This is a genomic window from Brachybacterium endophyticum, from assembly GCF_003130585.1.
Classification (GTDB): domain Bacteria; phylum Actinomycetota; class Actinomycetes; order Actinomycetales; family Dermabacteraceae; genus Brachybacterium; species Brachybacterium endophyticum.
In genome coordinates this window covers 906,488-931,950 of record NZ_QFKX01000001.1, presented here as the reverse complement: position 1 = coordinate 931,950, position 25,463 = coordinate 906,488, and the positions used below count along the sequence as shown (strand labels likewise).

General features: G+C 67.7%; 22 protein-coding genes. 1 reads left to right on the top strand and 21 read right to left on the bottom strand.

The genetic code is table 11. The features are described from left to right. Positions 1-72 precede the first annotated feature (72 nt). From rpsQ to ngcE, 14 genes are all read right to left on the bottom strand, one after another. Positions 73-381 carry a 30S ribosomal protein S17 gene (rpsQ, locus tag DEO23_RS04095; RefSeq protein ID WP_109274684.1) on the bottom strand — a complete coding sequence of 103 codons (309 nt, stop codon included), beginning with the start codon at positions 379-381 and terminating at the stop codon, positions 73-75. Positions 382-401: 20 nt separating this feature from the next. Beyond that, the gene (gene rpmC / locus DEO23_RS04090; protein ID WP_109274683.1) at positions 402-632 is read right to left on the bottom strand and encodes a 50S ribosomal protein L29; all 231 of its coding nucleotides are present in this window, start codon (positions 630-632) and stop codon (positions 402-404) included. Next, complete coding sequence (gene rplP / locus DEO23_RS04085; protein WP_109274682.1) at positions 632-1,051, bottom strand: 50S ribosomal protein L16; 420 nt, start codon at positions 1,049-1,051, stop codon at positions 632-634. Before rplP ends, rpmC begins: the two co-directional genes overlap by 1 nt. Positions 1,052-1,056: 5 nt before the next feature. After that, complete coding sequence (gene rpsC, locus DEO23_RS04080; protein WP_109274681.1) at positions 1,057-1,890, bottom strand: 30S ribosomal protein S3; 834 nt, start codon at positions 1,888-1,890, stop codon at positions 1,057-1,059. A 10-nt stretch (positions 1,891-1,900) separates the two neighbouring features. Beyond that, the gene (gene rplV, locus DEO23_RS04075; protein WP_109274680.1) at positions 1,901-2,254 is read right to left on the bottom strand and encodes a 50S ribosomal protein L22; all 354 of its coding nucleotides are present in this window, start codon (positions 2,252-2,254) and stop codon (positions 1,901-1,903) included. Between the two features lie 46 nt (positions 2,255-2,300). Continuing rightward, a complete protein-coding gene (gene rpsS / locus DEO23_RS04070) occupies positions 2,301-2,582 on the bottom strand; it encodes a 30S ribosomal protein S19 (RefSeq protein WP_109274679.1) in 282 nt (93 codons plus the stop codon). 15 nt (positions 2,583-2,597) lie between these two features. Then, positions 2,598-3,434, bottom strand: a complete 837-nt coding sequence (gene rplB / locus DEO23_RS04065; RefSeq protein ID WP_109274678.1) for a 50S ribosomal protein L2 — start codon at positions 3,432-3,434, stop codon at positions 2,598-2,600. 46 nt (positions 3,435-3,480) lie between these two features. Next, positions 3,481-3,783, bottom strand: a complete 303-nt coding sequence (rplW, locus tag DEO23_RS04060; RefSeq protein ID WP_109274677.1) for a 50S ribosomal protein L23 — start codon at positions 3,781-3,783, stop codon at positions 3,481-3,483. Then, positions 3,780-4,478 carry a 50S ribosomal protein L4 gene (gene rplD / locus DEO23_RS04055; protein WP_109274676.1) on the bottom strand — a complete coding sequence of 233 codons (699 nt, stop codon included), beginning with the start codon at positions 4,476-4,478 and terminating at the stop codon, positions 3,780-3,782. Before rplD ends, rplW begins: the two co-directional genes overlap by 4 nt. Before the next feature lie 5 nt (positions 4,479-4,483). Beyond that, positions 4,484-5,164 (bottom strand): 50S ribosomal protein L3, encoded by a 681-nt coding sequence (gene rplC, locus DEO23_RS04050; RefSeq protein ID WP_109274675.1) that lies wholly within the window; start codon positions 5,162-5,164, stop codon positions 4,484-4,486. Between the two features lie 11 nt (positions 5,165-5,175). After that, positions 5,176-5,484 (bottom strand): 30S ribosomal protein S10, encoded by a 309-nt coding sequence (rpsJ, locus tag DEO23_RS04045; protein WP_050668652.1) that lies wholly within the window; start codon positions 5,482-5,484, stop codon positions 5,176-5,178. Positions 5,485-6,088: 604 nt separating this feature from the next. Next, entirely contained in the window at positions 6,089-7,006 is a 918-nt protein-coding gene (locus DEO23_RS04040; protein WP_109274674.1) for a carbohydrate ABC transporter permease, read from the bottom strand. Beyond that, the gene (locus DEO23_RS04035; protein ID WP_165831712.1) at positions 7,006-7,968 is read right to left on the bottom strand and encodes a carbohydrate ABC transporter permease; all 963 of its coding nucleotides are present in this window, start codon (positions 7,966-7,968) and stop codon (positions 7,006-7,008) included. The genes DEO23_RS04040 and DEO23_RS04035 overlap by 1 nt, the downstream gene beginning before the upstream one ends. Beyond that, the gene (gene ngcE / locus DEO23_RS04030; RefSeq protein WP_109274672.1) at positions 7,968-9,425 is read right to left on the bottom strand and encodes an N-acetylglucosamine/diacetylchitobiose ABC transporter substrate-binding protein; all 1,458 of its coding nucleotides are present in this window, start codon (positions 9,423-9,425) and stop codon (positions 7,968-7,970) included. Before ngcE ends, DEO23_RS04035 begins: the two co-directional genes overlap by 1 nt. 343 nt (positions 9,426-9,768) lie before the next feature. On the opposite strand from ngcE, the gene DEO23_RS04025 reads away from it, so the two are divergent. Then, positions 9,769-10,791, top strand: a complete 1,023-nt coding sequence (locus DEO23_RS04025) for a YflT domain-containing protein (RefSeq protein WP_205678833.1) — start codon at positions 9,769-9,771, stop codon at positions 10,789-10,791. Positions 10,792-11,084: 293 nt separating this feature from the next. Here DEO23_RS04025 and tuf read toward each other — a convergent pair whose 3' ends face one another. The 7 genes from tuf to rpoB form a co-directional block, all read right to left on the bottom strand. After that, positions 11,085-12,272 carry an elongation factor Tu gene (gene tuf, locus DEO23_RS04020; RefSeq protein WP_109274671.1) on the bottom strand — a complete coding sequence of 396 codons (1,188 nt, stop codon included), beginning with the start codon at positions 12,270-12,272 and terminating at the stop codon, positions 11,085-11,087. A 130-nt stretch (positions 12,273-12,402) separates the two neighbouring features. Further along, positions 12,403-14,550, bottom strand: a complete 2,148-nt coding sequence (gene fusA / locus DEO23_RS04015) for an elongation factor G (RefSeq protein ID WP_109274670.1) — start codon at positions 14,548-14,550, stop codon at positions 12,403-12,405. Positions 14,551-14,649: 99 nt separating this feature from the next. Then, positions 14,650-15,120 (bottom strand): 30S ribosomal protein S7, encoded by a 471-nt coding sequence (gene rpsG / locus DEO23_RS04010; RefSeq protein WP_109274669.1) that lies wholly within the window; start codon positions 15,118-15,120, stop codon positions 14,650-14,652. After that, positions 15,120-15,494 (bottom strand): 30S ribosomal protein S12, encoded by a 375-nt coding sequence (gene rpsL, locus DEO23_RS04005; RefSeq protein ID WP_109274668.1) that lies wholly within the window; start codon positions 15,492-15,494, stop codon positions 15,120-15,122. The genes rpsG and rpsL overlap by 1 nt, the downstream gene beginning before the upstream one ends. A gap of 463 nt (positions 15,495-15,957) precedes the next feature. Then, positions 15,958-17,280 (bottom strand): resuscitation-promoting factor, encoded by a 1,323-nt coding sequence (locus DEO23_RS16490; protein ID WP_109274667.1) that lies wholly within the window; start codon positions 17,278-17,280, stop codon positions 15,958-15,960. 370 nt (positions 17,281-17,650) lie between these two features. Continuing rightward, on the bottom strand, positions 17,651-21,538 hold the full coding sequence (locus DEO23_RS03995) for a DNA-directed RNA polymerase subunit beta' (RefSeq protein ID WP_109274666.1): 3,888 nt from the start codon (positions 21,536-21,538) through the stop codon (positions 17,651-17,653). A gap of 103 nt (positions 21,539-21,641) precedes the next feature. Then, positions 21,642-25,130 carry a DNA-directed RNA polymerase subunit beta gene (gene rpoB / locus DEO23_RS03990; protein ID WP_109274665.1) on the bottom strand — a complete coding sequence of 1,163 codons (3,489 nt, stop codon included), beginning with the start codon at positions 25,128-25,130 and terminating at the stop codon, positions 21,642-21,644. Positions 25,131-25,463: the final 333 nt, after the last annotated feature.

The following is a 25,463-nucleotide window of genomic DNA, read 5'->3' as shown; positions in this document are numbered from 1 at the left end:
GAGGCCGGCCACCCCGTGGGGTGACCGGCCTCGTCGGCGCGTAGCGCCTCGGATCCTCAGGGGATCAGAGGGTCACTTGGCGCGCTCGATGATCTCGACCAGGCGCCAGTTCTTGGACGCCGAGAGCGGACGCGTCTCCATCAGGAGGACCTGGTCGCCGATGCCGGCGGTGTTCTCCTCGTCGTGCGCCTTGAACTTCTTGGTCTTGGTCATGACCTTGCCGTACAGGGAGTGCTTCACGCGCTCCTCGACCTCGACGACGATGGTCTTCTCCATCTTGTCGGAGACGACGTACCCGCGCAGGGTCTTGCGGTAGGGACGGTCGTGCGAGGAGGCGTGGTGCCCCTCGACGGCGGCGTCCTCGTGGACGTTGTCGTTCATGTCTTCTCCTGGATTCGCAGTCACTCGGCGGCCGGGGCCTGACGGATCCCCAGCTCGCGCTCACGCAGGATCGTGTAGATCCGCGCGATGTCCTTCTTGACGGACCGCAGGCGGCCGGAGCTCTCGAGCTGGCCGGTCGCGGACTGGAAGCGGAGCTTGAACAGCTCGTCCTTGGCCTTCGACAGCTCGTCGGCCAGCTTCTGGTCGTCCAGCTTGTCGAGATCCTCGGCGGTGAGCTTGGTCGCTGCCATCAGATGTCACCACCCTCTCGGCTCAGGATGCGGCACTTCATGGGGAGCTTGTGGGCCGCCAGACGCAGCGCCTCGCGAGCCACCTCCTCGGACACACCGGCCACCTCGAACATGACGCGACCGGGCTTGACGTTGGCGATCCACCACTCGACGGAACCCTTACCGGAGCCCATGCGGACCTCGGCAGGCTTCTTGGTGAGCGGGCGATCGGGGTAGATGTTGATGAACACCTTGCCGCCGCGCTTCATGTAGCGGGTCATGGCGATACGTGCGGCCTCGATCTGGCGGTTGGTGACGTACGCCGGCGCGAGCGCCTGGATGCCGTACTCACCGAACGCGAGATCGTTGCCGCCCTTGGACATGCCGCTGCGGCTGGGGTGGTGCTGCTTGCGGTGCTTGGTCCTGCGCGGGATCAGCATGTCGCTCAGGCCTCCGTTCCGGACTCTGCGGGCGCAGCGCTCTGCTCGGCAGCGGCGGGGGCAGCCTGCTCGGTCTGCTCACCGCGCTGCTGACGGGCAGCGGCGTTGCGCTCGTTGCGACGACCGCGCGGACGCTCGGCACGCGGGCCGCGGCCGGACCGCGGACCCTGCGAGGCGGCCTGCTGGGCCGCGAGCTCCTTGGCGGTGACGTCGCCCTTGTAGATCCACACCTTCACGCCGATGCGGCCGAAGGCGGTGCGGGCCTCGTAGAGGCCGTAGTCGATGTTCGCCCGGAGGGTGTGCAGGGGCACGCGGCCCTCACGGTAGAACTCGCTGCGGCTCATCTCGGCACCGCCCAGACGGCCCGAGACCGCCACGCGGATGCCCTTGGCGCCGGCGCGCTGCGCGGACTGGATGCCCTTGCGCATGGCGCGACGGAACGACACGCGAGCAGCGAGCTGCTCGGCGATGCCCTGGGCGACCAGCTGAGCGTCGGCCTCGGGGTTCTTGACCTCGAGGATGTTCAGCTGGATCTGCTTGCCGGTGAGCTTCTCGAGCTCGCCGCGCAGACGCTCGGCCTCCGCACCACGGCGCCCGATGACGATGCCCGGGCGGGCGGTGTGCAGGTCGACGCGGACACGATCACGGGTGCGCTCGATCTCGACCTTGGAGATGCCGGCACGCTCGAGCCCCTTGGACATGAGCTTGCGGATCGCGACGTCTTCCTTCACGTAGTCGCGGTACCGCTGCCCCTCCTTGGCGGAGTCGGCGAACCACCGGCTGGTGTGCTCCGTGGTGATCCCGAGGCGGAACCCATTGGGATTGACCTTCTGGCCCATACGGGACTCCTTACTTGTTCACGGGAGCGACCACCACGGTGACGTGGCTGGTGCGCTTCTTGATCTGGAAGGCACGACCCTGAGCGCGCGGCTGGAACCGCTTCATGGTCGGACCCTCGTCGACGTATGCGGCGGAGACGACGAGCTCTCGCTCATCGAAACGCTCCCCCGCCTGATCGGCCTTCACACGGGCGTTGGCGATCGCGGACTTCACGAGCTTCAGCACAGGCTCCGAAGCAGCCTGCGGCGCGTACCGCAGGATGTTCTCGGCCTCGACCGTGCTCTTGCCACGAATCAGGTCCACAACGCGCCGGGCCTTCATGGGCGTCATGCGGAGATACCGCACCTGCGCCTTGGCTTCCATTGCTGTCCTCTCTTCGAGTTCGAAAGTGCTGCCTCACCGACTCGCGTCAGCGACGGCGGCCCTTCCGGTCGTCCTTCTCGTGGCCCTTGAAAGTCCGCGTGGGGGCGAACTCGCCGAGCTTGTGGCCCACCATCGACTCGGTGATGAACACCGTGACGTGCTTGCGGCCGTCATGCACTGCGAAGGTGTGGCCGAGGAAGTCCGGTGTGATGACCGAACGACGCGACCAGGTCTTGATGACGTTCTTGGTGCCCTTCTCGTTGGCGACGTCCACCTTCTTCTGCAGGTGGTCGTCCACGAACGGGCCCTTGGCAATACTGCGAGGCATACTTCTAGCTCCCTATCAGCGCTTCTTGCCCGTGCGGCGACGACGGACGATGAGCTTCTCGCTCTCCTTGTTCGGACGCCGGGTGCGGCCCTCGGGCTGACCCCAGGGCGACACCGGGTGACGACCACCGGAGGTGCGGCCCTCGCCACCGCCGTGCGGGTGGTCGACGGGGTTCATGACGACGCCACGCACGTGCGGACGCTTGCCCTTCCAGCGCATGCGGCCGGCCTTGCCCCAGTTGATGTTCGACTGCTCGGCGTTGCCGACCTCGCCGATGGTGGCGCGGCAGTCCGCATCCACGTTGCGGATCTCGCCGGAGGGCATGCGCAGCTGCGCGAAGCGGCCCTCCTTGGCGACCAGCTGCACGGAGGCACCCGCGCTGCGGGCGATCTTCGCGCCGCCACCGGGACGCAGCTCGATGGCGTGCACCACCGTGCCGAGCGGGATGTTGCGCAGCGGCAGGTTGTTGCCCGGCTTGATGTCCGCGCCCGGACCGTTCTCGATCCAGTCGCCCTGACGGAGCTTCGCGGGGGCGAGGATGTAGCGCTTGTCGCCGTCCGCGTAGTGCAGCAGCGCGATGCGCGCGGTGCGGTTGGGGTCGTACTCGATGTGAGCGACCTTGGCGTTCACGCCGTCCTTGTCGGCACGGCGGAAGTCGATCAGGCGGTAAGCGCGCTTGTGACCGCCACCGCGATGACGCGAGGTGACGCGGCCGTTGGCGTTGCGGCCGCCGCTCTTGGAGAGCGGACGGACCAGCGACTTCTCCGGCTCACTGCGGGTGATCTCGACGAAGTCGGCAACGCTCGAGCCGCGACGGCCCGGCGTGGTCGGCTTGTGCTTGCGAATTCCCATGGTGGGTTTCCCTCTGACTCTCTTCGGATCCTCGGTGGTCGGTCGCTCAGGCGACCGACCCTCCGAAGATGTCGATGGTTCCGTCGGTCAGGGTGATGACGGCGCGCTTGGTGTCCTTGCGCTTGCCGATGCCGTAGCGGGTGCGGCGCGCCTTGCCCTGGCGGTTGATCGTGTTGACCGAGGAGACCTTCACGTCGAAGATCTGCTCGACCGCGATCTTGATCTCGGTCTTGTTGGCGCGGGGGTCCACCTCGAAGGTGTACTGGCCCTCGTCCATCAGCCCGTAGCTCTTCTCGGAGACGACCGGCGCCAGGACGATGTCCCGCGGGTCCTTGTTCAGCGTGGTCACTTGGACTCCTCCTCGATGCCCGCGCTCTTCGCCGCGGCGAAGGAGGACGTGGGCAGGGACAGCGTGGCGCGGGCGACGAAGTCCTCGAGACCGCCGGACGTGAACACGACGTCGTCGCTGAGCATGACGTCGTAGGTGTTCAGCTGGTCCGCGAACAGGACGTGCGCCGTGGGCAGGTTGCGGGTGCTCAGGGCGCCCAGCTCGTCGTCCCGACGCACGACGACCAGGACGTGGCCGCGATCGGTGACGTTGGAGAGGGTCGCGCGAGCAGCCTTGGTGGACGCCTTGTCCCCGTCCAGCACCGAGCTGATGACGTGGACGCGACCGTTGCGGGCGCGATCCGAGAGCGCACCGCGCAGCGCGGCGGCCTTCATCTTCTTGGGCGTGCGCTGGCTGTAGTCACGCGGGACGGGCCCGTGGACGGTGCCACCGCCGGCGAACTGGGGAGCGCGGATCGAGCCCTGACGAGCCCGGCCGGTGCCCTTCTGCTTGTACGGCTTCTTGCCGCCACCGGCGACCTCGGCACGGGTCTTGGCCTTGTGCGTGCCCTGACGGGCAGCGGCCAGCTGTGCGACGACGACCTGGTGGATCAGCGGGACGTTGGTCTGCACGCCGAAGATCGACGCAGGCAGCTCGGCCGTGCCGGACGTGGTGCCGGCCGGATCGAGGACGTCGACGGTCAGGTTCTCTGCCATCGGTCTCAGGCCTCCTTCGCGGGGCTCTTGACGGCCGAGCGGACCAGCACGATGCCGCCCTTGGGGCCGGGAACGGCACCCTTGACGAGCACGAGGCCCTTCTCGACGTCGACCGCATGCACGGTCAGATTCTGGACACTGGTGCGGACACTGCCCATGCGGCCGGCCATGCGGAGGCCCTTGAACACGCGTCCGGGGTAGGAGGCTCCGCCGATCGAGCCGGGCTTGCGGTGGTTGCGGTGCGCACCGTGGGAGGCGCCGACACCGGCGAACCCGTGGCGCTTCATGACGCCCGCGGTGCCCTTGCCCTTGGTGGTGCCCACGACGTCGACCTTCTGGCCGGCCTCGAACACCGAGGCGTCGAGCTCCTGGCCGATGGTGTAGTCGGCGGCGTTGCTGGTGCGCAGCTCCGCGAGGTGGCGGCGCGGGGTCACGCCGGCCTTCTCGAAGTGGCCCTTGAGCGGCTTGCTCACCTTGCGGGGATCGATCTGGCCGTACGCGATCTGCACCGCGTCGTAGCCGTCGTTCTCCACCGAGCGCACCTGGGTGACGACGTTGGCGTCGGTCTGCACGACGGTGACCGGCACGAGCTTGCCGTTCTCGTCCCAGACCTGCGTCATGCCGAGCTTGGTGCCGAGCACGCCGGAGATGGCGCGGGCAGCCTGCCCTGTCAGTTCATTGCTCATCTCGACCTACCTCAGAGCTTGATCTCGATGTTGACGTCCGCCGGCAGGTCGAGACGCATCAGCGAATCCACGGCCTTCGGCGTGGGATCGACGATGTCGATGAGGCGCTTGTGGGTGCGCATCTCGAAGTGCTCGCGGGAGTCCTTGTACTTGTGGGGCGAACGGATCACGCAGAACACGTTCTTCTCGGTCGGCAGCGGCACGGGGCCGACAACGGTCGCACCCGCACGGCTCACCGTGTCGACGATCTTGCGCGCCGAGCTGTCGATGACCTCGTGGTCGTACGACTTCAGCCTGATGCGGATCTTCTGTCCCGCCATGGCGTCCTGTCTCTCTCTCGTCTGGACATTCATGCAGTCGGCACCGGTACCCGAGGACGGGCGTGTCGCACTCCCTGGGGGACGAAGCCCCCATGGGCGAGTGACCGTTGCCGGCTGGTCCGTGCTTTCCCTCCTCACGATGCGCTCTCGACGCGGTGGCGCCGTTCGCATCCTGGGGCTGGGCCTCATCCGGTGATCATTCGCCGCGGCGCGCTGAGCGCTGCCGTGGAGAACGGAACCGGGCATGTCGGCCCGCACAGACAACTCCCCCAGTCTGCCATCCCCTCATGCCCTGCGTCGAGGCCGGGGCAGGTGGAGCGAGTCACACGGCGGCGCGGCCGGGCACCGACGGAGGTCCGCGGAGGGTGTGGCGCGACGGTGGTGATCGGCGGAGCGGGGCGCGGGGCCGCGGCGGGACTGATAGAGCACGCACTGCAGTATTTCGCGGTGTCTGCGCTATTAGTCCGTCCCAGGCCCACCCCGACCCCGACCCCGACCCGGGCCCGGGCCCGGGTCCAAGCCGAGGCCCACCCCGGCTCCACCCGGCCCGGCTCCGACCCACCGATGCGCAGCCCGTGCCGGCCCGGCCCTACCGCGCAGGGTCCTACTTGTTCGTGCTCGGCCCGACGCCGCCCTGGAGCTGGCGCTGGAAGATCACGTACACGATCAGCACGGGGATGATCGTGATGGTCACCGAAGCGAACATGGCCGACCAGTCCGTCTGATAGCCCTGCTGGGCCTGCATGTTCGCGAGCCCCTGGGCGAGGACGTACTTGTCGCGGTCGGTGTTCAGCACGATCGGCAGCAGGAACTGGTTCCACAGTCCCAGGAAGTTGAAGATCGCGATCGAGACCAGTCCCGGCTTCGCCATCGGCAGCATCACCTGGAAGAAGGTGCGGAAATCGCCGGCGCCGTCGATCTGGGCCGCCTCGCCGATCTCCTCCGGGAGCTGGCGGAAGAAGGCGTAGAGGAAGAACACGGTGAACGGCAGGGCGAAGCCCACGTAGCTGAGGATCAGGCCGAGGTAGGTGCCCTGGAGCCCCATGTTCTTCAGCACGAAGAACAGCGGGACGACGGCGAGGAACAGAGGGAAGGTCAGACCCGCGATCAGCGCGTAGTAGATGACCGTGCGGCCGGGGAACTGGAAGCGGGCCAGCACGTAGGCGCACATCGCCCCCAGCAGCATCACCAGCACCAGGGCCGAGCCGACCACGATCACCGTGTTGAAGAAGTAGCGCCCGATGCCCGCCGTCGTCCATGCCCGCACGAAGTTGTCGAAGTTCCACGACTGCGGCAGCGAGAACGGCGAGGACAGGATCGATCGCGAGTCCTTGAACGAGCTGAACACCGTCCACACCAGCGGCAGGATCACGATCAGCGCCCAGATCACCAGGATGGTGTGGGCGACGCCCCCGAATACCCTGTCGCCCGCCGTGGTCTTCTGGCGTCGGGCCGGAGGCGCTGCGGAGTCGGGGTGGGTGCGGGAGGTCGTCGCGGCGTCCGTCGTCTGCGTCGTACTCATCAATCCTTCTTCCGGCTCGCCAGCAGCACGATCATCGCCATGATCATCGTGAACACGGCCATCACGACGCCCATCGCGGAGGCGAGACCGAAGTTCGACTTCTGGAAGGCCGTCTCGTAGAGGTAGCGGGAGACGACCTCGGTGCTCTTGGAGGTGCCGCCGTTCGGCGTCATCACGTTGATGAACACGAACAGGTCGAGCGCCATGATCCCCATGTACACGAGGGCCGTGGAGACGTTCTCCCGGATCATCGGCAGCACGATCCGCACGGACAGGCGCATCCGCCCGCAGCCGTCCAGGCGCGCGGCCTCGATGATCTCCGAGGGAACGGCCTTGATCGCCGCGACGAACAGCACCATGTAGAACCCGACCATGTTCCAGACGACCGCGACCAGCACCGCGATCATCGCGAACCGGGGGCTGCCCAGCCACGCGATCTGGGAGTCGATGCCCACCAGCGACAGCAGACCGTTGAGGAGTCCGCCGCCCGGGGCATAGATGAAGGCGAACAGGATGCCGATGACGACGGCGGGGATGACGTAGGGGAAGAAGCTGATGACGCGGTAGACGCTCGCGCCCTTGATCCCCTTGACCTCTCCCCTGCTGTCACCGCCGATGGTCACGAGCACGGCGAGGGCGTAGGCCAGCGAGATGGTCACCAGCGGCAGCACCACCAGCAGGATCCCGTTGTGCCACAGCGCGGTGCGGAAGTTCTCGTCCTCGAACAGCGTCGCGTAGTTCATCAGACCCACGAAGGTCTGCTGCGCGCTCACGCCCCGCCAGTCCGTGAGGGAGTAGTAGAACGCCTGCAGGAACGGGGAGACCACGAACAGGACGTACACCAGGAGCGGGAGCCCGAGGAACAGGGCGAAGAAGATGACACGCTCGAGGGTCAGTCGCTGACGCCGACCTCGGGAGCGCGGGGCTTCCGAGGTCGGCGCAGAGGTGGGGACAGCAACCATCACTTGACGTCGAACTTGTCGATCGAATCGTCCTCGCGGATCTTGTCGAACATCTTCTGCTGCTTCTCGCGCAGCTGCTCGGCGCTGATCCCGCCCGAGAGGAACTCGGTCCACTGGGTCACGGTGTCGGGCCCCATGTCGTACCAGTCGCTGAAGTTGAACGTGAAGGTGTTGGTGCCGGCGTCGCTGATCATCTTCAACGTCGCCTGCAGCGCCGTGGAGGCGTCCTTGTCCGAGGGTGCGGCGTCCTTGACCACGGTCGGCGAGCCGGTGAGCTTCGTGAAGTTCGTGGCCTGCTCCTTGGAGAGCATGACCCGCAGGAACTCCAGGCCGCCCGCTCCGTTGGCCGCCTTGGACGGCACGACGAAGGGCTCGCCGGCGGCGCCGTGGATGGCCTCGTAGGGCATCTTCGCCCCGTCGCTGAGCAGCGGCACCGGGGCCGCGGTCATGGCGTAGTCGTCGGGCGTGACATCGCGCTGCTCGTTCTCGATCCAGGAACCCGAGGGGTAGAGAACCGACTTGCCGGTGACCCAGTCCGTCTGCGCCTGGGTGTGCTTGATGCCCTCGCCGCCGGGAGCGAAGAACTTCGCCTTCACGGCGTCCTCGATCGCGGAGTACGCCTTGACGACGGCGTCCTGCTCGAAGGCCTTCGCGTCGAGGGAGTCGAGCTTCTTGCGGACCTCGTCCCCTCCCTCCTTGATGGCCATCGAGAGCGCGAGCTCCTGGTAGTAGTTCGACGCGTTCTGGCCGCCGTAGGAGAAGGGGTACGCCTTGGTCTTCTTGATCTCCTCGCCGAGCGACATCATGTCGTCCCAGGTCTTCGGGGCCGACCAGCCGTTCTTGTCGAACTGCTTGGTGGAGAACCACAGGGCGTACACCGTGTACACGTAGTTCATGGCCAGGAACTTGCCCGAGTAGGTCCCGGGCTCGGTCGCCCCGGGCAGCAGGGTGTCCTTGACGGCCGTGCCGTCCACGCCCTTGGCATCCAGCAGCGACTGCAGCTCGGCGAGTTCGCCCTGGTTGATCAGCGCCGAGATATTCATCGACTGGGCGCCGGAGTTGTCGAAGACGTCGGGCGGGTTGCCGCCCACGAAGCGGGGCTGGAGCTCGGGCTGGATGTTCACCGTCGAGTTCACCTTCGCGGTGACGCCCTCGTGCAGCTTCTCGAAGGCCTTGCCGGCGTCCTTGGCGTACTCGTCGCCGTAGCCGCCGTCGAAGATGACGATGTCGACCTTCGAGTCGTCCTTGACGCCGAACGGGTTGTCGTCGCTCTTCTCGCCGCCGCCGTCGGCGACATCCGAATCGGAGCTGTCCTCGCTCCCGCCTCCGCCTCCGCCCGCGCAGGCCGCGAGCGCGACGGCGCCGCCACCGGCCCCCGCGAGGGCGAGGAAGCGTCGCCGAGATGCACCGAGACGCTCGAGGGGCGTCATGTCCTGGGACTCCTGGGACGTGTCCATGTCTCCTGCTTTCGTCATTGAGTGGACAGGGTGGGATGGTTCTGAGTTCTCGGAGCCGACGGTCCGTCTGCCGAACCGGCGTCCTCCCCAGATCCTAGTAGCGGGGCTGCTCAGATCTGACTGTTGCACCACCAATTCGGTCACGAACACGTAACGGTAGAAACGTACATCCCGGATATATTCCCCCGCCGGGCGCCGCCGACCCGGCCCCGAGGGTACAGAGCGCAGCTCTTTCGCACCGAGGGGCGCGCCGCGGGGAGCGGCTGACCGTCACGGCGGGCGTCCAGGTGGCACCCAGCGGATGTCGCGCTGCCACCCTGGCCCGTCCCTTAGGCTCGCGAGCATGACACAGCCACAGCAGCAGCCCTCTCCCCTGACGGCGCGGCTCTACAAGCTCGAGTACCCGCGCTCGCTGGGCACGTACAGCACGTATGCCGAGGTGCAGGCGGTCGTCGATGCTCTCGCCGATGCTCAGTTCCCTGTCCAGAACACGATGATCGTGGGTACGGACCTGAAGCTGATGGAGCGGGTCACGGGACGACGCACCTGGGGGAAGGTGCTTCGCAACGGCGCCCTGAGCGGTGTCTGGATGGGGCTCTTCATCGGCCTGCTGATGGCTCTGTTCTCGGGGAAGTTCCTCCCCACCATCGTCTCGGGGATCATCTTCGGCGTCGTCTTCTTCACGATCTGGTCCGCGATCAGCTACGCGGCCACGGGCGGGAACCGCGACTTCACCTCGATGACCGCGACGATCCCGATGCAGTACGAGCTGATGGTCGAGCACAGCCATGCCCAGGCCGCCCGTCAGATCCTCCTGGACGCCGGCGCCACCGCGCCCGCTGCTCCGGCGGCGGCCATCACGCACGGCGTGCCCGGCTCCCCCGCCGCCCCGTCGACGCCGCTCCCGGGCCAGTGGGCCGGCTCCGGGCAGACCACCGGCGGACACCCGCAGTTCGGACAGGACACCGGCGGACAGGGCACCGGAGGCCGGAACACGAGCTCCGGCACACGCGGCCAGGAGGTCGGGCACAGCCCCGCGGGGTCCGCCCCGAGCTACGGCCGGCCGGAGTCGCCGGCCTCCGCGACTGCGGCGGAGTCCGCAACCACCCAGTCCCGCCCGCAGTACGGTCGCCCGGCCTCGCCCACGACCACGGACGCGGAGCCCTCGGCGGCCTCACCCTCACGGCCCCAGTACGGGCGCCCCGCGACGCAGGGCTCCGATCCCGGCGCGGGACCATCGACCGATGGGACGGACCCCGCCTCGCCCAGGCCCGCGCGCGAGGGAGGCTCCGCGACCGCATCGGCCCCGACCGCGGACCCGGAGGACGAGGGCGGATCGACCCCCGGCCCCCCGCCCCGGGGCTGACCCTCACGCGGGGCGTCCCCCGCCGCCCCGGCCCCCGGCCGCTCGCGCCCTTCCCCGGCGCCGCGGCCGGGGGCTTTCTTCTGCCACGGAACGCACCCCTGTCGCTCCCCGCGGCCACGCCGGCCACCGTCTGCCGCACGTTCTGCGCGCCAAAAGCTTCTCGGTCCCGCGCACCGTGAACACGGCCGCGGACATGACGAAGGCCCCGGACCCCCGCCGTAGCGGGAAGGTCCGGGGCCTTCGTGCGTCCCCGAGGGGACGGCCTCACACCAGCGGGCTCACGCCCGCGATCATCACTTGACGATCTTGGTGACTCGGCCGGAGCCGACGGTGCGGCCACCCTCACGGATGGCGAAGCCGAGGCCCTCCTCCATGGCGATCGGCTGGATCAGCTCGACCGACATCTCGGTGTTGTCGCCGGGCATGACCATCTCGGTGCCCTCGGGCAGCGTGATGACGCCGGTGACGTCGGTGGTGCGGAAGTAGAACTGCGGGCGGTAGTTCGAGTAGAACGGGTTGTGACGCCCGCCCTCGTCCTTGGACAGGATGTAGACCTGCGCCTCGAAGTTCGTGTGGGGGGTGATCGAACCCGGCTTCACGACGACCTGGCCGCGCTCGACGTCCTCACGCTTGGTGCCACGCAGCAGCAGGCCGCAGTTCTCGCCGGCCCACGCCTCGTCCATCTGCTTGTGGAACATCTCGATACCGGTGACCGTGGTCTTCTGCGCGGGGCGGATGCCCACGATCTCGATCTCGGAGTTGATCCCCAGCTTGCCGCGCTCCACCTTGCCGGTCACGACGGTGCCGCGGCCCTGGATGGTGAAGACGTCCTCGACGGGCATGAGGAAGGGCTTGTCGAGATCGCGGACCGGGTCCGGGATGTTCTCGTCGGCAGCGGCCATGAGCTCCTGGACAGCCTTGACCCACTTCTCGTCGCCCTCGAGCGCCTTGAGAGCGGAGACGCGGATGACCGGTGCGTCCTCGTCGAAGTCCTGCGAAGCCAGCAGCTCGCGGACCTCCATCTCGACGAGCTCGAGGATCTCCTCGTCGTCGACCATGTCGGACTTGTTCAGCGCCACCAGCAGGTAGGGAACGCCGACCTGCTTGGCGAGCAGGACGTGCTCGCGGGTCTGCGCCATCGGGCCGTCGGTCGCCGCGACCACGAGGATCGCGCCGTCCATCTGGGCCGCACCGGTGATCATGTTCTTGATGTAGTCGGCGTGGCCGGGGGCGTCGACGTGCGCGTAGTGACGCTTGTCGGTCTGGTACTCGATGTGCGAGATGTTGATCGTGATACCGCGCTGCTTCTCCTCCGGCGCGTTATCGATCTGGTCGAAGTCCCGGCGATCGTTCAGATCCGGGAACTGGTCGTACAGGACCTTCGAGATCGCAGCGGTCAGCGTGGTCTTGCCGTGGTCGACGTGACCGATGGTGCCGATGTTGACGTGCGGCTTGGTCCGCTCGAACTTGGCCTTGGCCATGGTGGTGTCCTCCTAGGACTTCTTATCTCTGGGTACTTCTGGTGCGGGGCGGCGGACGCCCGGCCTGCGGGCCTCCGCCGCGGGGTCGGAGGAGAGGCGGATCGAGTCTACCCGCCTCCCCTCCGAAGCCTCACTCGCCCCGGGTCTTCGCGACGATCTCGTCCGAGATGGTCTTGGGGACCTCGGCGTAGCTGTCGAACTGCATCGAGTACACCGCGCGACCCTGGGTCTTGGACCGCAGGTCGCCGACGTAGCCGAACATCTCCGACAGCGGGACGAGAGCACGGACGATCTTGACCCCGCTCGCGTCCTCCATCGACTGGACCTGCCCGCGACGCGAGTTCAGGTCGCCGATGACATCTCCCATGTACTCCTCGGGAGTACGCACCTCGACCGCCATCAGCGGCTCGAGGATGACCGGCTTGGCCTGGTGCAGGGCCTCCTTGGTCGCCATCGAACCGGCGATCTTGAAGGCCATCTCCGAGGAGTCGACATCGTGGTACGCACCATCGATGAGCTGGGCCTTGACGTTCACGACCGGGTAACCGGCCAGGACGCCCGACTGCAGCGCATCCTGGATGCCCGCATCGATCGAGGGGATGTACTCACGCGGGATGCGACCACCGGTGACGAGGTTCTCGAACTCGTAGAACACACCGTCCTCCGCGTCCTCGAGGGGCGCGTAGGTGATCTGCACCTTGCCGAACTGGCCGGAGCCGCCGGTCTGCTTCTTGTGCGTGTAGTCGTACTTCTCGACCGTCCGCTTGATGGTCTCGCGGTACGCGACCTGCGGCTTGCCGATGTTCGCCTCGACCTTGAACTCGCGCTTCATGCGGTCCACGAGGATGTCCAGGTGGAGCTCGCCCATCCCGCGGATGACGGTCTGGCCGGTCTCCTCGTCCAGCTCGACCCGGTAGGTCGGGTCCTCCTTGAGGAACTTCTGGAGCGCGGCGGAGAGCTTCTCCTGGTCGCCCTTGGTCTTGGGCTCGATGGCCACGGAGATCACGGGCTCGGGGAAGGTCATCGACTCCAGGGCGATCGGGTGCTGCAGATCGCACAGGGTGTCACCGGTGGTGACGTCCTTGAGGCCGATGAACGCGTAGATGTGGCCGGCGAAGGCCTCCTCCACGGGGTTCTCCTGGTTGGAGTGCATCTGGAAGAGCTTCCCGACGCGCTCCTTCTTCCCGGAGGTCGCGTTGAGCACCGCATCGCCGCTCTTGACGTGCCCGGAGTACACGCGCACGTAGGTGAGCGTGCCGAAGAACGGGTGCGTCGCGAGCTTGAAGGCCAGCGCCGAGAAGGGCTCCTCGGTCGACGGCTTGCGGGTGATCTCCTTGCTCTCGTCCTTGACGTCGTGGCCGATCATCGGCGGGACGTCCAGGGGCGAGGGCAGGTAGTCAACGACCGCGTCGAGCATGGGCTGCACGCCCTTGTTCTTGTACGCGGAGCCGGCGAAGACCGGGTAGGCCTCGGAGTTCACCGTCAGGTGGCGGATGCCCTCCTTGAGCTGGTCGACCGTGAGGTCGCCCTCCTCGAGGTAGGCGTTCATGAGGTCCTCGGTGCTCTCGGCGACGTCCTCGACGAGCTTGGCCCGGTACTCGTCGACGGAGTCCTGGAGATCCTCGGGGATCGGGATCTCCTGCTGGTACTGGCCCAGCGCCGGATCACCCTTCTTCTTGCCGAGCTTGGGAGCGTCCTCGGGGAAGACGTCCGGCCACTCGTAGGCCTTCATCTCGACGAGGTCGACGACGCCGCGGAAGTCGTTCTCCGCGCCGATCGGCACCTGCATCACCAGCGGCTTGGCGCCGAGGCGATCGACGATGGTGCGGACGGTGAAGAAGAAGTCGGCGCCGAGCTTGTCCATCTTGTTGACGAAGCAGATGCGCGGCACGTCGTACTTGTCGGCCTGACGCCACACGGTCTCCGACTGGGGCTCCACGCCCTCCTTGCCGTCGAACACGGCGACGGCGCCGTCGAGGACGCGCAGCGAGCGCTCCACCTCGACGGTGAAGTCGACGTGACCGGGGGTGTCGATGATGTTGATCTGGCTGTCGTGCCAGTAGCAGGTCGTCGCGGCCGACGTGATCGTGATGCCGCGCTCCTTCTCCTGCTCCATCCAGTCCATCGTCCCGGCGCCGTCGTGCGTCTCGCCGATCTTGTAGTTGACACCGGTGTAGTAGAGGATGCGCTCGGTCGTGGTGGTCTTACCGGCATCGATGTGGGCCATGATGCCGATGTTTCGGACCTTCTTGAGGTCGCTGAGCACTGCGAGTGCCACTAGCTTGGGCCTTTCTGGAGGGCTGCTGGTCGAAGGTGCGGTGAGAGGCGGGGCCCGCTCGCCACGGGTCCGAGGACCGGGCGGGCGAGCCCCACGGGCTCACCAGCGGTAGTGCGCGAAGGCCTTGTTGGACTCGGCCATCTTGTGCGTGTCCTCACGGCGCTTGACCGCGGCGCCGAGACCGTTCGAGGCGTCGAGGAGCTCGTTCATGAGCCTCTCGGTCATCGTGTGCTCGCGGCGGGCGCGCGAGTAGCTGACGAGCCAGCGCAGGGCCAGCGTCGTCGAACGGCCGGGCTTGACCTCGACAGGGACCTGGTAGGTCGCACCGCCGACGCGACGCGAACGCACCTCGAGGCTGGGCTTGACGTTGTCCAGAGCCTTCTTGAGGGTCGCGACCGGGTCCTGGCCGTTCTTCTCGCGGCAGCCCTCGAGGGCGCCGTAGACGATCGACTCCGCGACGGTCTTCTTGCCGTCGAGGAGGACCTTGTTGATGAGCTGGGTGACCAGAGGAGACCCGTAGACGGGATCGACCACGAGCTGGCGCTTGGGAGCTGCTCCCTTACGAGGCATTACTTCTTCTCCTTCTTGGCACCGTACTTCGAGCGCGCCTGCTGGCGGCCCTTGACACCCTGGGTGTCCAGGGAGCCGCGGACGATCTTGTACCGGACGCCGGGAAGGTCCTTCACACGGCCGCCGCGCACGAGCACGATCGAGTGCTCCTGCAGGTTGTGACCCACACCGGGGATGTAGGCGGTCACCTCGACGCCGGTGGACAGGCGCACGCGAGCGATCTTGCGCAGCGCCGAGTTCGGCTTCTTCGGGGTCTGGGTGTAGACGCGGGTGCAGACGCCGCGGCGCTGGGGCGAACCCTTGAGCGCGGGCGTCGGGGCGGCGCTGGGCTTGTCCTGCCGCCCCTTGCGCACCAACTGCTGAATAGTGGGCACTTCGACTCTTCCTGTTGTGCCGACGGGAGTGTTGGTCCCCTCGGATCTCCTTCTTGTGACCGCTGCTGCGGTCGGCGACCCCTCGCCGTCTCCCCGTACCGGGAGGATCGGACGATGACCCGCGCGGACGGCTGGCGCCGCCCGAGCATCCGTGCACCGTGACCGTGCGCCGCAGGAGCGGGCGGGGTTGCGCCCCGTCTCCTGCTTTCGGGCATGCCGCAAGGATCCGCTCCTCGCGGGGGACGCCCGCGGCCGAGAGCCGCGGGAAGAGTCCCGATCACGACCAGAGGGCACTCCGGACGCTCCCGTCAGTCTACTGAGCGCGCACGCAGGGGGTCAAAGGGCTCGGATGCTTCGGACGCACATCACATGGATCCGGACCCCTCGGCCCGCGCCGCCGGGACGACAAAACGCGCCGCGGGGCGGGAGTCTCCCCCTGCCCCACGGCGCGTTCCGTGCGTGATCAGCCGATGCCGAGCTTCGAGGTGCAGCCGGGCCAGGCGCCCCACCCCTGCGCGGCCTGGACCTTCTCGGCGACCGCGATCTGCTCGGCCCGCGACGCCTTGTCGGCCGACGGCGCGTAGGCCCCGCCGCCGAAGGCCTTCCAGGTCTGGTCGGTGAACTGCAGCCCGCCCTTGAAGCCGTTGCCGGTGTTGATGGACCAGTTGCCGCCGGACTCGCACTGGGCGATGGTGTCCCAGCGGGAGCCTCCGGAGACGGAGGGCGCCGAGGAGCTACCCGAGGACTTCGAGGAGCCCGAGCTCTTCTTCGAGGACGACTCGGAGGAATCCGAGGTCTTCTTCGAGCTCTTCTCGTCGACCGAGGTCTTCTTCGCGGGAGAGGGCTTCGACGCGCTCGAGGACGAGGTGCCGCTCGAGGCCGTCGCGGCCGAGTCCTCGTCGCTGCCGGCGGTGGTCTCGTCCGACGCCTGGTCGGCCTTCTCGTCCGCCTTCTCGGGGGCCTTCTTGGTGCCCTTCAGGACGACCTCGTCCACCGGCTTCTCGGTGACCTTCTCGTCGAGGACCTTGGACGCGGTGACCTCGCCGTCCACGGACTTCTCGAGGACCGTGATCTCCTTGGTCCCCTTCTTGCCCTCGGTGTCGACCTTCGTGGTCCCCTCGAGGAGCTCGCCGGAGTCCTTCGTGGTGGTCGAGTAGTCGATCGACTCGGTCTTCGTCTCCTTGTCCTTGCGCACGCGCTGGACGGTGACGGTCATGCCGTCCTTCAGCTGCTCGTCCCGACCGGGCTCGGCGGTGTCGGTGTCCTCGATGTTCCGCAGGACCTCCTCCATGCCGTCGCCGACGGTGTCGGAGTAGACCTCGAAGGTCTTCTTGCCGTACTGGCCCTTGAACGTCACCGACTTCGCGGTCTGGACGTCCACCGCGGTGCCCTCGGCACTGAGGTCGGTCTCCGGATCCGGGCTGACGTGGGCCTTCTTCGGCACGCCCAGCTCGTCGAGGGCATCCTGGACGGTGTCGCCGGTGGTGAGCACCTCGTGCTCCTCGCCGTCGACGGTCACCGTCGCCAGGTTGCGGTGGACCACCTGGATGTCGATCCCGTCGGTCACGCTGGAGTCGAGGGACGGGGTCACGAGATCCGTGGAGCGGATCTTCACCCCCTGGGAGTCCAGCAGGCCGCGCACCGTCGGGCTGAAGGTGCGCACGCTGCTCTGCTCGCCGTACACGTTCACGGCCGCCTCGTTGGAGACCGCATAGGCGGTGCCGCCGCCCCCGGCGACCAGCATCCCTGCCACGGCCGCAGAGATGATCCACGGAGTCTTCTTCACGTCGTCCTACCCACCTGTCGGTCTCGAATCGTCACAGTGCCCCGAGGGAAGGGCGCGGTGATCGCGCAGGAGGGGCGGTTCGAGCGCTGCCGACACATCGTGGCCGGGCTGCTGCTCCGGCTCCATCCTGGCGTCCTTGTACGGACAGTGCGAGGTCCCTGGATGGAACTTGAGTACGTGCGGTGCGTTCCTTTACCACCGCATGACCGTCGGGGTAGCGCCGGTCACTCGGGCCGTGCCCGGTGCGTGCGGCCGCTCCCCCGCGCCGCCCTCGCCGGGGAGCTCCGCACATGCAGGACGGGCGGCCCCACCGTGGTGGGACCGCCCGTCCTGGGGTCTGCGGGCGCCGGCGTCAGACGGCGCCGCAGGATCAGCGGAAGTCGCTGCGGAACGGATCCGAGTAGTCGATGTCGTCGAGGTTGACCGCGCCCGCGCCGTAGCCGGAGAAGTCCAGCTCGTCGTAGCCCGGCACCTGGTACATCTGCGCCTTCGCCTCGTCGGTCGGCTCGACCGAGATCCGACGGAACCGGGGAAGTCCGGTGCCGGCGGGGATCAGCTTGCCGATGATCACGTTCTCCTTGAGCCCCATGAGCTGGTCGCTCTTGCGGTTCAGGGCCGCCTCGGTGAGCACGCGGGTGGTCTCCTGGAAGGAGGCCGCCGAGAGCCACGAGTCGGTCGCGAGCGAGGCCTTGGTGATGCCCATCAGCTCGGGACGGCCGGAGGCCGGCTGCCCGCCCTCGGAGAGCACCCGACGGTTCTCCCGCTCGAAGACCACTCGATCCGAGTAGTCGCCGGGCAGCAGGTCGGTCTCACCGGACTCGATGATCGTCACGCGACGCAGCATCTGGCGCACGATGACCTCGATGTGCTTGGCGTGGATGTCCACACCCTGGCTGATGTACACCTTCTGGACCTCGTCCACGAGGTGCTTCTGCACCGCACGGGGGCCGAGGATGCGCAGCACCTGCTTGGGATCGACGGAGCCCTGGGAGAGCTGCTGGCCGACACCGACGTGGTCGCCGTCGGCGACCAGCAGGCTCACGCGACGCGGCACGTTGTAGGTGACCGGGTCGGTGCCGTCGTCGGGCGTGACCGTCAGACGACGCTGCTTCTCGTTCTCCTCGACCTCCACGCGGCCTGCCGACTCGGTGATCGGCGCGAAGCCGGCCGGGGTGCGGGCCTCGAAGAGCTCCTGCACACGCGGCAGACCGTGCGTGATGTCGCCGTCGGCGCTCGCCACACCACCGGTGTGGAAGGTACGCATGGTCAGCTGGGTGCCGGGCTCGCCGATCGACTGGGCCGCGACGATGCCGACGGCCTCGCCGATGTCCACGAGCTGGCCGGTGGCCAGCGAGCGGCCGTAGCACAGCGCACAGGTGCCGACGGCCGAGTCGCAGGTGAGCACGGAGCGCACCTTGATCTCGGTGACGCCCGCGGCGATCAGCTTGTCGATGAGCACGTCGCCCACGTCGGAGCCCGCGGCGGCGACCTCGTTGCCCTCGGCGTCGGTCGCCGCGACCGCGAGGGTCCGGCCGTACGCCGTGGTCTCGATGTTCTCGTCGGCCACCAGCGAGCCCGCCTCCTCCGAGGCGATCGGCAGGGTGAGGCCCTTCGAGGTGCCGCAGTCGCCCTCGCGGACGATGACGTCCTGCGAGACGTCGACGAGCCGACGCGTGAGGTAGCCCGACTGGGCGGTCTTCAGCGCGGTGTCCGCCAGGCCCTTGCGGGAGCCGTGCGAGGCGATGAAGTACTCCAGGACCGACAGCCCCTCCTTGTAGTTGGAGAGGATCGGACGCGGGATGATCTCACCCTTCGGGTTCGTCACCAGACCACGCATACCGGCGATCTGACGGACCTGCATCCAGTTACCTCGGGCGCCCGAGTTCACCATCCGGTAGATGGAGTTGGTCGGGGTTTCCTCGAAGTTCTTCTGCATGGAGGCGTCGACCTCGTCGGTCGCCTTGGACCAGATGTCGATCAGCTCGGCGTTGCGCTCGGCCTCGGAGACCAGACCGAGGTCACGGTTCTCCTGGATGCGAGCGGCCTGCTCCTCGTACTTCTGGAGGATCTCCTGCTTGTTCTCCGGCGCGATGACGTCGGAGAAGGCGAAGGAGACACCACTGCGGGTCGACCACGAGAAGCCGTAGGCCTTGAGCGCGTCCAGCGACGCGGCGACCTGCCCCTTCTCGTAGCGCTCGGCGAGCTCGTTGACGATCCCGCCCAGACGCTTCTTGCCGACCTGGCCCTCCACGTACGGGAAGTCCACGGGCAGGGTCTCGTTGAAGTAGACCGTGCCGAGGGTGGTGTCCAGGGTGATCGGGTCGCCCTCGCTCCAGCCCTCCGGCGCCTGCCAGCCGCGCGGCGGGACGATGTCCTCGAAGCGGATCCGCACGGGGGCGTTCAGCTCGAGGTCACCACCGTCGTGCGCCATGATCGCCTCGGAGACCGAGGCGAAGGAGCGGCCGGCGCCCTCGGCGTCGTCGCGCACCGTGGTGAGGTGGTAGAGACCGATGATCATGTCCTGCGCGGGCATGGTCACCGGGCGACCGTCGGAGGGCTTCAGGATGTTGTTGCTCGAGAGCATGAGGATGCGGGCCTCGGCCTGCGCCTCGGCGCTCAGCGGCAGGTGGACGGCCATCTGGTCGCCGTCGAAGTCCGCGTTGAAGGCGCCGCACACGAGCGGGTGCAGGTGGATGGCCTTGCCCTCCACCAGCTGCGGCTCGAACGCCTGGATGCCCAGACGGTGCAGGGTGGGTGCACGGTTCAGCAGCACCGGGTGCTCGGTGATGACCTCCTCGAGCACGTCCCAGACCTCGGGGCGCGCACGCTCGACCATCCGCTTGGCGGCCTTCACGTTCTGCGCGTGGGAGAGGTCCACGAGCCGCTTCATCACGAAGGGCTTGAAGAGCTCGAGGGCCATGCCCTTGGGCAGACCGCACTGGTGGAGCTTGAGCTGCGGACCGTTCACGATGACCGAGCGGCCCGAGTAGTCCACGCGCTTGCCCAGCAGGTTCTGGCGGAAACGACCCTGCTTGCCCTTGAGCATGTCCGAGAGCGACTTCAGCGGGCGGTTGCCCGGCCCGGTGACCGGACGGCCACGTCGACCGTTGTCGAACAGCGAGTCGACCGACTCCTGCAGCATGCGCTTCTCGTTGTTCACGATGATCTCGGGCGCGCCGAGATCGAGCAGCCGCTTGAGACGGTTGTTGCGGTTGATCACGCGGCGGTACAGGTCGTTGAGGTCGGAGGTCGCGAAGCGGCCGCCGTCCAGCTGCACCATCGGACGCAGGTCCGGGGGGATCACCGGGACACAGTCCAGCACCATGCCCTCGGGCGAGTTGGTGGTGGTTCGGAAGGCGGTGACGACCTTGAGGCGCTTGAGGGCGCGGGCCTTCTTCTGACCCTTGCCGTTGGCGATGACGTCGCGCAGCGTCTCGGTCTCCGCCTCGAGGTCGAAGTCCCGCAGGCGCTGCTGGAGCGCCTCGGCGCCCATGCCGCCCTCGAAGTAGGTGCCGAAGCGCAGCTTCATGGCGCGGTAGAGCTGCTCGTCGCCCTCGAGGTCGGCGACCTTGAGCTCCTTGAAGCGCTCCCACACCGCGGTGACGCGGGCGATCTCCGCGTCGTACTTCTTGCGGATCTGGGCCTGCTCGCGCTCGGAGGAGTCGCGGACCTTGCGCTTGGCGTCGGCCTTGGCACCCTCCTCCTCGAGCTTGGCGAGGTCCTGCTCGGCCGAGACGGCGCGGTCGTTGATGGCCGCGTCGCGCTCGTTCTCGAGCTCCTTGACCTCCAGGTCGTGACGCGCCTGCAGGTCGGGGAGGTCCTCGTGACGAGCCTCCTCGTCGACCGAGGTGATCATGTAGGCCGCGAAGTAGATGACCTTCTCGAGATCCTTCGGCGCCAGGTCCAGCAGGTAGCCGAGACGGCTCGGCACGCCCTTGAAGTACCAGATGTGGGTGACGGGAGCCGCGAGCTCCACGTGGCCCATGCGCTCACGGCGCACGGAGGACTTGGTGACCTCCACGCCGCAGCGCTCGCAGACGATGCCCTTGAAGCGCACGCGCTTGTACTTCCCGCAGTAGCACTCCCAGTCCCGGGTGGGACCGAAGATGCGCTCGCAGAACAGACCGTCCATCTCGGGCTTGAGAGTGCGGTAGTTGATGGTCTCGGGCTTCTTGACCTCGCCGTGGGACCAGGTGCGGATGTCGTCCGCGGTCGCGAGTCCGATGCGCAGCTCGTCGAAGGTGTTGACGTCGAGCACAGGTGTCCTTCTCTCGAATCTGAAGACTGGTGGAATCGATGTCCAAGTGGACCGGGGCGGACCCGGGGAGCGGCCTCAGGCGGCGCTCCCCCGGGCCGACGCCTCAGACCTCTTCGATGGAGCCGACGCCCTCGTGGGGACGACGGGACAGGTCGATGCCGAGCTCCTCCGCGGCGCGGAAGACCTCCTCATCGTTCTCCTGGACCTCCTGGGCGGTGCCGTCGCTGGAGAGCACCTCCACGTTCAGGCACAGGGACTGCATCTCCTTGAGCAGCACGCGGAAGGATTCCGGGATGCCGGGCTCGGGGACGTTCTCGCCCTTGACGATCGACTCGTAGACCTTGACGCGGCCGGGGATGTCGTCGGACTTGATGGTCAGCAGCTCCTGGAGGGCGTAGGCGGCGCCGTACGCCTCCATGGCCCACACCTCCATCTCGCCGAAGCGCTGGCCGCCGAACTGGGCCTTACCGCCCAGCGGCTGCTGCGTGATCATCGAGTACGGACCGGTCGAACGGGCGTGGAGCTTGTCGTCGACCAGGTGGTGGAGCTTCAGGATGTACATGTAGCCCACGGAGATCGGACGCGGGAACGGCTCGCCGGAGCGGCCGTCGAACAGCTGCGCCTTCCCGTCCTCCTTGACCATCCGCTCACCGTCACGGTTCGGCGTGTGGTTGGCGATGAGGCCCTCGAGCTCGGCGCCAGAGAGGCCGTCGAAGACCGGGACCGCGACGGGGGTTCCGGGCTCACCGGTCAGCGCCGAGTCGGGCAGGTCCTTCGCGGCCTCGGACGTCGGGTCCAGGGACCAGCCGTGCTTGGCGACCCAGCCCAGATGGACCTCCATCACCTGGCCGATGTTCATACGGCCGGGCACACCCATCGGGTTCAGGATGATGTCCACCGGGGTGCCGTCCTCGAGGAACGGCATGTCCTCGACGGGCAGGATCTTGGCGATGACGCCCTTGTTGCCGTGACGCCCGGAGAGCTTGTCACCGTCGGTGATCTTGCGCTTCTGGGCCACGTAGACGCGGACCATCTCGTTGACGCCGGTCGGCAGGATGTCCGACTCGTCCTCCTCGGTGAACACCCGGACGCCGATCACGGTGCCGGACTCGCCGTGGGGGACGCGCAGCGAGGTGTCGCGCACCTCGCGGGCCTTCTCGCCGAAGATCGCGCGCAGCAGGCGCTCCTCCGGGGTCAGCTCGGTCTCACCCTTCGGGGTGACCTTGCCGACCAGGATGTCGCCCGCGTCGACCTCGGCGCCGATGCGGATGATGCCGCGCTCGTCGAGATCGGCCAGGACGTCGTCGCCGACGTTCGGGATGTCGCGCGTGATCTCCTCACGCCCCAGCTTGGTGTCCCGGGCGTCGACCTCGTGCTCCTCGATGTGGATCGAGGTGAGCACGTCGTCCTGGACCATGCGCGAGGACAGGATGATGCCGTCCTCGTAGTTGTGGCCCTCCCAGGACATGAACGCGACCAGGAGGTTCTTGCCGAGCGCGAGCTCGCCCTCCTCGGTGGAGGGGCCGTCGGCGAGGACGGAGCCGACCTCGACCCGATCGCCCTCGTTCCACAGCACGCGGTGGTTGTAGCAGTTGCCCGCGTTGGAGCGCTCGAACTTCCCGATCGGGTAGGTCTGACGGGTGCCGTCGTCGGCCATCACCGAGATCAGGTCGGCCGAGAGGTCCTCGATCACGCCGGCCTTCTCGGCGACGATGACGTCGCCCGCGTCGACCGCGGCCCGACGCTCCATGCCGGTGCCGACGAGCGGCATCTCCGTGCGCATGAGCGGCACGGCCTGGCGCTGCATGTTCGAACCCATCAGCGCGCGGTTGGCGTCGTCGTGCTCGAGGAAGGGGATCATGGCGGTCGCGACCGACACCATCTGGCGGGCCGAGACGTCCATGTAGTCCACCTCGTCGGCGGGCATCAGCTCGGGCTCGCCGCCGGTGAGGCGCGAGAGCACGGTCTCCTCGACGAAGGTGCCGTCCTCGTTCAGCGGCGCGTTGGCCTGGGCGATGACGTGACGGTCCTCGTCGTCGGCGGTCAGGTAGACGATCTCGTCGGTCACCTGGCCCTTGTTGACCTTGCGGTACGGCGTCTCGACGAAGCCGAAGGGGTTGATCCGCGCGAACGTCGCGAGCGAGCCGATCAGGCCGATGTTAGGGCCCTCAGGGGTCTCGATCGGGCACATGCGGCCGTAGTGGCTCGGGTGGACGTCACGGACCTCCATGCCCGCGCGGTCGCGGGACAGGCCGCCCGGGCCCAGCGCCGAGAGGCGACGCTTGTGGGTCAGACCCGACAGCGGGTTGTTCTGGTCCATGAACTGCGAGAGCTGGCTGGTGCCGAAGAACTCCTTGATCGCCGCCGTCACCGGGCGGATGTTGATCAGGGTCAGCGGCGTGATGGCCTCGACGTCCTGGGTGGTCATGCGCTCGCGCACGACACGCTCCATGCGGGACAGGCCCGTGCGGACCTGGTTCTGGATCAGCTCGCCCACCGCGCGGATGCGACGGTTGCCGAAGTGGTCGATGTCGTCGGTCTCGACGCGCAGCGTGGTGCCGTCGGCGCTGGTGTACTCGCTCAGGCCGTCGTGCAGGGCCACCACGTACTTGATGGTGGCGACGATGTCCTCGAGCGTGAGGGTCGACTGCGACAGCGGGCCCTCGAGACCCAGCTTCTTGCCGATCTTGTAGCGGCCGACCTTCGCGAGGTCGTAGCGCTTCTCGTTGAAGTAGAGGTTGTTGAGCATCGCCTCGCCCGCGTCGCGCGTGGGCGGCTCGCCCGGGCGCTGCTTGCGGTAGATGTCCAGCAGCGCCTCGTCCTGGGAGGTGGTGCGGTCCTTCTCGAGGGTCGAGCGGATCGACTCGAACTCGCCGAACTCCTCGAGGATGTCGCTCTGGGACATGCCCAGGGCCTGCAGCAGCGTGGTCACCGACTGCTTCCGCTTGCGGTCGATGCGCACGCCGACCTGATCGCGCTTGTCGACCTCGAACTCGAGCCAGGCACCGCGCGAGGGGATGATCTTCGCGCCGAAGATGTGCTTGTCGCTGGTCTTGTCGACGCTCTCGTCGAAGTAGACGCCGGGCGAGCGCACGAGCTGCGAGACGACCACGCGCTCGGTGCCGTTGATGATGAAGGTGCCTCGGTCCGTCATCAGCGGGAAGTCACCCATGAAGACCGTCTGGGTCTTGATCTCGCCGGTCTCGTTGTTCATGAACTCGGCGATGACGTACAGCGGCGCGGAGTAGGTGAGGTCCTTCTCCTTGCACTCCTCGACCGTGTACTTCGGGTCGTCGAAGGTGTGGTCGCGGAAGGACAGCGCCATGTTGCCGGCGAAGTCCTCGATGGGGGAGATCTCCTCGAAGATGTCCGCCAGACCCGAGGTCTGGGGGACGTCCTCGCGTCCCGCGGCCTCCGCCTCGGCGGCGCGCTCCTGCCAGCGCTCGTCGCCGAGCAGCCAGTCGAAGGAGGTCGTCTGGAGACTCAGCAGGTCGGGGACGTCGAGGGGATCCCCGAGCTTCGCGAAGGTGACGCGCGGCGACGCGGTGCGCTGCGCGATTTCAGTGGTTCGATCGGTGATCGAGGCAGCCAAGGGTGGTCCTTCCACAGGCCGGTGACAGTGGACCGCGCGGCGGCGTCCTCCCAGGTCGAGCAGAGGATCTGCGGCTCTGCGCCACGCGCGGACCTGCAGGGGGCGAAGGGCTCCAGGCTTTCCGGCGGGCTGACGATCGAAGACGACACAGCGCAAAGAGAGAGCATACGGGAGATGACGGATGGACACAAGTCCGCAGAGCGCGGAAGGTCCATCCGCGTCGACCGCCATATGCCTGGCGCGGAGGGCGGAGCTTCCTGTCTGGTTCTGGTCACCCGACGTCTCGCGACGATCGGGGCCGTCGGCGGGGCGGGCCGTGTGCCCGGTCCTCTC

Bases quoted from the DNA above. Each gene is read 5' to 3' on its own strand.
- rpsQ (WP_109274684.1), bottom strand. From the start codon at position 381: ATGAACGACAACGTCCACGAGGACGCCGCCGTCGAGGGGCACCACGCC.
- rpmC (WP_109274683.1), bottom strand. From the start codon at position 632: ATGGCAGCGACCAAGCTCACCGCCGAGGATCTCGACAAGCTGGACGAC.
- rplP (WP_109274682.1), bottom strand. From the start codon at position 1,051: ATGCTGATCCCGCGCAGGACCAAGCACCGCAAGCAGCACCACCCCAGC.
- rpsC (WP_109274681.1), bottom strand. From the start codon at position 1,890: ATGGGCCAGAAGGTCAATCCCAATGGGTTCCGCCTCGGGATCACCACG.
- rplV (WP_109274680.1), bottom strand. From the start codon at position 2,254: ATGGAAGCCAAGGCGCAGGTGCGGTATCTCCGCATGACGCCCATGAAG.
- rpsS (WP_109274679.1), bottom strand. From the start codon at position 2,582: ATGCCTCGCAGTATTGCCAAGGGCCCGTTCGTGGACGACCACCTGCAG.
- rplB (WP_109274678.1), bottom strand. From the start codon at position 3,434: ATGGGAATTCGCAAGCACAAGCCGACCACGCCGGGCCGTCGCGGCTCG.
- rplD (WP_109274676.1), bottom strand. From the start codon at position 4,478: ATGGCAGAGAACCTGACCGTCGACGTCCTCGATCCGGCCGGCACCACG.
- rplC (WP_109274675.1), bottom strand. From the start codon at position 5,164: ATGAGCAATGAACTGACAGGGCAGGCTGCCCGCGCCATCTCCGGCGTG.
- rpsJ (WP_050668652.1), bottom strand. From the start codon at position 5,484: ATGGCGGGACAGAAGATCCGCATCAGGCTGAAGTCGTACGACCACGAG.
- DEO23_RS04040 (WP_109274674.1), bottom strand. From the start codon at position 7,006: ATGAGTACGACGCAGACGACGGACGCCGCGACGACCTCCCGCACCCAC.
- DEO23_RS04035 (WP_165831712.1), bottom strand. From the start codon at position 7,968: ATGGTTGCTGTCCCCACCTCTGCGCCGACCTCGGAAGCCCCGCGCTCC.
- ngcE (WP_109274672.1), bottom strand. From the start codon at position 9,425: ATGGACACGTCCCAGGAGTCCCAGGACATGACGCCCCTCGAGCGTCTC.
- DEO23_RS04025 (WP_205678833.1), top strand. From the start codon at position 9,769: ATGACACAGCCACAGCAGCAGCCCTCTCCCCTGACGGCGCGGCTCTAC.
- tuf (WP_109274671.1), bottom strand. From the start codon at position 12,272: ATGGCCAAGGCCAAGTTCGAGCGGACCAAGCCGCACGTCAACATCGGC.
- rpsG (WP_109274669.1), bottom strand. From the start codon at position 15,120: ATGCCTCGTAAGGGAGCAGCTCCCAAGCGCCAGCTCGTGGTCGATCCC.